This window comes from Absiella sp. AM09-50, from assembly GCF_003433845.1.
In the GTDB taxonomy this organism is placed as follows: Bacteria; Bacillota_I; Bacilli_A; order Erysipelotrichales; family Erysipelotrichaceae; genus Hoskinsella; species Hoskinsella hominis.
The window spans coordinates 1-4,810 of sequence record NZ_QVFI01000057.1; the positions used below are offsets into that span (position 1 = coordinate 1).

Below are 4,810 nucleotides of genomic sequence, written 5' to 3' on the forward strand. Positions count from 1 at the left end.
ACCCCTCGGTATCTAACAGAGGGGTACGTTTGCAAATAGACAATAGACAAAAAACATAGGAAACATAAGGCTTCTGGCATGGTTTCCTAACAAAAATCGACTGTGAAGTCGCCTTAAAAAACTTCACACTTGACAGATTGGGGGTATGGTTCTGAATGAAGAACAATGGATAAAAGAATTACGGGAGAAAAGGATTGCTTACGGTATCTCACAAGGCAGGCTGGCGGTGGCTTCTGGTATCACAAGAGAATATCTCAACAAGATAGAAAGCGGAAAAATGAAGCCGTCAAAGGAACTTCTGGAAACTTTGCATAAGGAATTGGCAAGGTTCAATCCAGAAGCACCGCTTACCATGCTGTTTGATTATGTAAAAATTCGTTTTCCCACGCTGGATATACAGCACATAATCAAAGATATATTAAAACTGAATGTCAATTATATGCTCCATGAAGATTACGGACATTACAGTTATACGGAGCATTATTCTTTAGGGGACATCTTTATCTATACGTCGGCTGACGAAGAAAAAGGTGTCCTTTTAGAATTAAAGGGGCGTGGTTGCAGGCAGTTTGAAAGTTACCTGCTGGCACAGCAAAGAAGCTGGTATGACTTTCTCATGGACGCACTCGTAGATGGTGGCGTGATGAAGCGTATCGACCTTGCTATCAACGACCATACGGGCATTTTGGATATTCCAGAGCTTGCGGAGAAATGCAGGAAACGGGAATATATCGGAAAGTCCAGAAGCTATAAGTTTTACCAGTCGGGCGAGCTTATCAAGCACAGAGAGGACGACAGAGAATATATGGGACGTACCCTTTATCTTGGTTCTCTGAAATCAGATGTGTATTTCTGTATCTATGAAAAGGACTATGAGCAGTACGTCAAGTTAGGGACACCGCTTGAAGAAGCCGACATTATCAATCGTTTTGAGATACGGCTTAGAAATGAACGTGCCTATTATGCAGTACGAGATTTGCTGACCTATTATGACGCAGAGCAGACCGCCTTTTCGATTATCAACCAGTATGTGCGGTTTGTTGATGAAGAACCAGACAAGCGGAAAAATGACTGGAAACTTAATGACCGCTGGGCTTGGTTTATCGGCGATAACAGACAGAGCTTAAAGCTAACGACAAAGCCAGAGCCTTACACCTTAGACCGCACATTGCGGTGGGTACAAAGGCAGGTAGCACCGACCTTGAAAATGCTGAAAAAGATTGATAAAGGAAATGGTACAGACTACATGGAAACAATCGAACAGCAGGCAAAGCTCACAGAAAAGCATGAAATGATAATCAAACAGCAGACGACCCCTACAAAAGATTTGGTGGAAAGTTAGGAGTGATGAAAAATGTGGGTATTATTAAAAGACTTCCTGCTGGTATCTATGGGAATGGGTATCGGCGTAGTCTTGATGTGTATTTTGAATATCGGCAAAGAAGCTGACTATGAAATGAAACAATTAGAAGAAAGCGAGGACAATTAAATGAATTTCGGACAGAATTTATATCAATGGTTTTTATCAAACGCACAGAGCTTAGTGCTTATGGCGATTGTGGTTATTGGTATCTACTTAGGGTTCAAGCGTGAGTTTTCAAAACTTATCGGCTTCTTGGTAGTTGCCTTGATTGCTGTCGGCTTGGTGTTCAACGCTGGCGGTGTGAAAGATGTATTGTTAGAACTATTCAATAAGATTATCGGTGCATAAAATTTTATTGTGGTGCTGATATGAGAATGGTATAATTTAGAATATGAAATAAAGTGAATACTATTTGAGGTTGAAAATATGATTATTTATAGCAAATTGGAAATCAATAGAATAAAAGATTTTTGGGAGTTATTAAATCGTTTAGATACTGAAACAGATTACATGATGTACGAACCAAATGAAAGAAAAGCGAAAACTACTATTCAAGAATTAAAATTAGATATTCAAGACAATGTAATTCAAGGTTTTGATTTTTTGCAAGTGGCAACAGAAAATGACAAAATAGTTGGTTATATTAGAGCAGAAAGAGGAAAATTTGAAAGAAATTTTCATACGGCATATATTGTTATAGGTATCTTAAAAAAATATAGAGGAAAAGGTATTGGAACTACTTTTTTTAATAATTTAGATTTATGGGCTAAAACAAATAATATTGTCCGTTTGGAACTGACAGTTGAATGTTGTAATAATACTGCAAAAAATTTGTATGAAAAAAATGGTTTTAAAATTGAAGGAATAAGAAAAAAATCAATGTTTGTTGCTGGTTCCTTTGTTGATGAGTTTTATATGGCAAAAATTCTATAAAATAAATTTTCAACTTCATTATTTACAAAGTAATTGGTCTTAGGATTGAGGTGTTTTATTATGAATGAGAGAGAAAAAATCATTCGCTTATGGTTCGATATGTGGCTTAAACAGCAAGATTTAGGAATGGATAAAATTTTTACAGAGGATGTTGTTTATACGGAAAGCTGGTGTCCTAAATATGAAAATCTTAAAACAGTAAAACATTGGTTTAATGAATGGAATACTCGTGGTAAAGTCATTATTTGGGATATTAAACAGTTCTTTCATAAAGAAAATCAAACTGTCGTAGAATGGTATTTTAAAAATGAAATGAATACGGGAAGTGTTGAAGAATTTGACGGTATTTCCTTAATTGAATGGACAGAAGATAACAAAATCAAATCATTAAAAGAATATGGTTGCAATTTGAATAACTACAATCCATATCAGCACAGCGATAACCCTCAATTTAGAGATGAAAAAATAAGCTGGTTTTAAAACTTAATCAAATTATATCTATACACACAAAGCAGTTAGTCTTAGGATTGACTGCTTTTTTCTTACCTAAATTTCAGATTGGAGTGATGAAATGAACGATATTTTTAAGGATATGCAGGTAAAAGTCGGCTGTGAATACATTTCCGACCTGCCCTCTTACAAGCGTAAGGTGTGGCATGAAATGAAACGACTGAACCCTGCCGACTATGAAGAAAGACAGTTAGAAGATTTTTCAAAGTATGTGTTTGGTATGTCGTACCAGACCATAAAAGATGTGATGAAGCAACAGAAAGGACGTGAGGAACAATGCAGGAAACAAGGGTGCTGGTGGAAACGAGAGGAACAACTGGCGAAGAAACAATATCATACTGGTTCGACCTGCCGATAGATGTTGCCGAGTTTGAAGAAAAGCTGGGTGTCGGTGCAGAAAGTGGGGATTACCGCATTATCGAAAAGGTGTTGCCTTATGCTGATGAAGTCCACGAACATACCAGCGTGTACCAGCTCAACGAATTAGATTTTATGTACCGCCAGCTTTCGAGCGATATGCAGGAAGAATATACAGCACTTCTTACGGTGTATGAAAATTTAGAAGCACTTTATATTTGCAGAAATGTGATTACGGTTTATCACGACTGCAAAATCATGATAGATGTTGCAAGGCAAAAGCTGATGAACGACCCGACGTTCAAACATCTGTCCGAGGACTGTCAAGAATATTATTTTGACTTTGAAGCCTATGCTTCTCACTTGCAGGAACACGGGAAATTTTTAGTAACGGAACACGCTATCTTTGAACTGCCAGAGTAGGAAATGAGGTGGTGCTTATGATTGATGATATGGCGGTTTATATTGCTAATCTTGGCAAATACAATGAGGGCTATTTAGTCGGTGCTTGGTTCACGTTTCCTATTGACGAGGAAGATGTGAAAGAAAAAATCGGCTTAAATGAACAATATGAGGAATATGCTATCCATGATACCGACAACTTCCCTATTGCGATTGGAGAGTATGTTTCCATTGAAGAACTCAATGAAATGTATGAAATGATAGAGGAACTTCCCGACTATATCGTAGAGTGTCTGGACGAATTTATCAGCCACTACGGGACGCTGGAAGAAGTCGTGGAACACAAGGACGATATTTATTATTATCCCGACTGTGAAACCATGACAGACGTTGCCTATTACTACATAGACGAATTGCAGGCACTAGGGGATATTCCACCCAGCTTACAGAACTACATTGACTATGAAGCCTATGGGCGAGATTTGGATATGGGTGGTTGCTTTATTGAAACAAGCCGAGGTATGTGCGAGATACCATACTAACGCTGGAAGATCAGCGACAAGCATTGTTGCTACTGACAGCGTATTTCTCTTTTAAGGGACAGTCTGAAACATGGCTGTCCTTTTCTATTTTGAAAGGAGCTGAAAGAATTTGAAAAAGATTAAATCTTATACGGGTATCTGGAACGTGGAAAAAGTCTTGTATGCAATCAATGACTTTAACTTGCCCTTTCCCGTTACCTTTACACAGATTACATGGTTTGTGATTACAGAATTTATCATCATTCTGTTTGGGGATATTCCCCCACTTTCCATGATTGAGGGAGCATTTCTCAAATACTTTGGTATTCCTGTTGCTCTCACTTGGTTTATGTCGCAGAAAACCTTTGACGGAAAGAAACCGTACAGCTTTTTGAAATCACAGATAACTTATGCGTTGCGACCTAAAATCACTTATGCAGGAAAAGCCGTAAAACTGCATAAGCAGATATTGAATGAAACAATCACGGCAGTAAGGAGTGTGAACTATGTTCCCGATAAAATATATTGACAATAACCTTGTCTGGAACAAGGACAATGAGGTGTTCGCCTATTATGAGCTGATACCGTACAACTATTCTTTCTTATCCGCAGAGCAGAAATTTATCGTGCATGACAGTTTCCGACAGCTAATCGCACAGTCCCGTGAGGGAAAAATTCATGCCTTGCAGATTGCCACAGAAAGCTCAATCCGCAGTATGCAGGA

Annotated in this window: 9 protein-coding genes and 1 pseudogene; all 10 read left to right on the top strand. The window is 38.1% G+C overall.

What is annotated here, in order from left to right; all coding sequences use genetic code 11:
- The first annotated feature begins 145 nt into the window (after positions 1-145).
- Positions 146-1,342 carry a MobT family relaxase gene (gene mobT, locus DW114_RS20905; RefSeq protein ID WP_077710002.1) on the top strand — a complete coding sequence of 399 codons (1,197 nt, stop codon included), beginning with the start codon at positions 146-148 and terminating at the stop codon, positions 1,340-1,342.
- Positions 1,343-1,354: 12 nt separating this feature from the next.
- On the top strand, positions 1,355-1,489 hold the full coding sequence (locus DW114_RS20910) for a DUF3789 domain-containing protein (protein WP_003417615.1): 135 nt from the start codon (positions 1,355-1,357) through the stop codon (positions 1,487-1,489).
- Complete coding sequence (locus DW114_RS20915) at positions 1,490-1,711, top strand: hypothetical protein (RefSeq protein ID WP_002323342.1); 222 nt, start codon at positions 1,490-1,492, stop codon at positions 1,709-1,711.
- Between the two features lie 78 nt (positions 1,712-1,789).
- Entirely contained in the window at positions 1,790-2,296 is a 507-nt protein-coding gene (locus tag DW114_RS20920) for a GNAT family N-acetyltransferase (RefSeq protein ID WP_002322989.1), read from the top strand.
- A gap of 60 nt (positions 2,297-2,356) precedes the next feature.
- Complete coding sequence (locus tag DW114_RS20925) at positions 2,357-2,776, top strand: nuclear transport factor 2 family protein (RefSeq protein ID WP_009319866.1); 420 nt, start codon at positions 2,357-2,359, stop codon at positions 2,774-2,776.
- A gap of 91 nt (positions 2,777-2,867) precedes the next feature.
- Complete coding sequence (locus DW114_RS20930) at positions 2,868-3,164, top strand: conjugal transfer protein (protein WP_109271991.1); 297 nt, start codon at positions 2,868-2,870, stop codon at positions 3,162-3,164.
- Positions 3,083-3,586, top strand: coding sequence for an antirestriction protein ArdA (locus DW114_RS20935; RefSeq protein WP_009319867.1), 504 nt, complete (start codon positions 3,083-3,085; stop codon positions 3,584-3,586). The genes DW114_RS20930 and DW114_RS20935 overlap by 82 nt, the downstream gene beginning before the upstream one ends.
- Before the next feature lie 17 nt (positions 3,587-3,603).
- Positions 3,604-4,107, top strand: coding sequence for an antirestriction protein ArdA (locus tag DW114_RS20940; RefSeq protein WP_002323345.1), 504 nt, complete (start codon positions 3,604-3,606; stop codon positions 4,105-4,107).
- 109 nt (positions 4,108-4,216) lie between these two features.
- Positions 4,217-4,615 carry a conjugal transfer protein gene (locus tag DW114_RS20945; RefSeq protein WP_003061368.1) on the top strand — a complete coding sequence of 133 codons (399 nt, stop codon included), beginning with the start codon at positions 4,217-4,219 and terminating at the stop codon, positions 4,613-4,615.
- Positions 4,593-4,810 (top strand): annotated as a pseudogene (locus DW114_RS20950) (hypothetical protein); the annotation flags it as partial. The gene DW114_RS20945 and the pseudogene DW114_RS20950, both read left to right, overlap by 23 nt.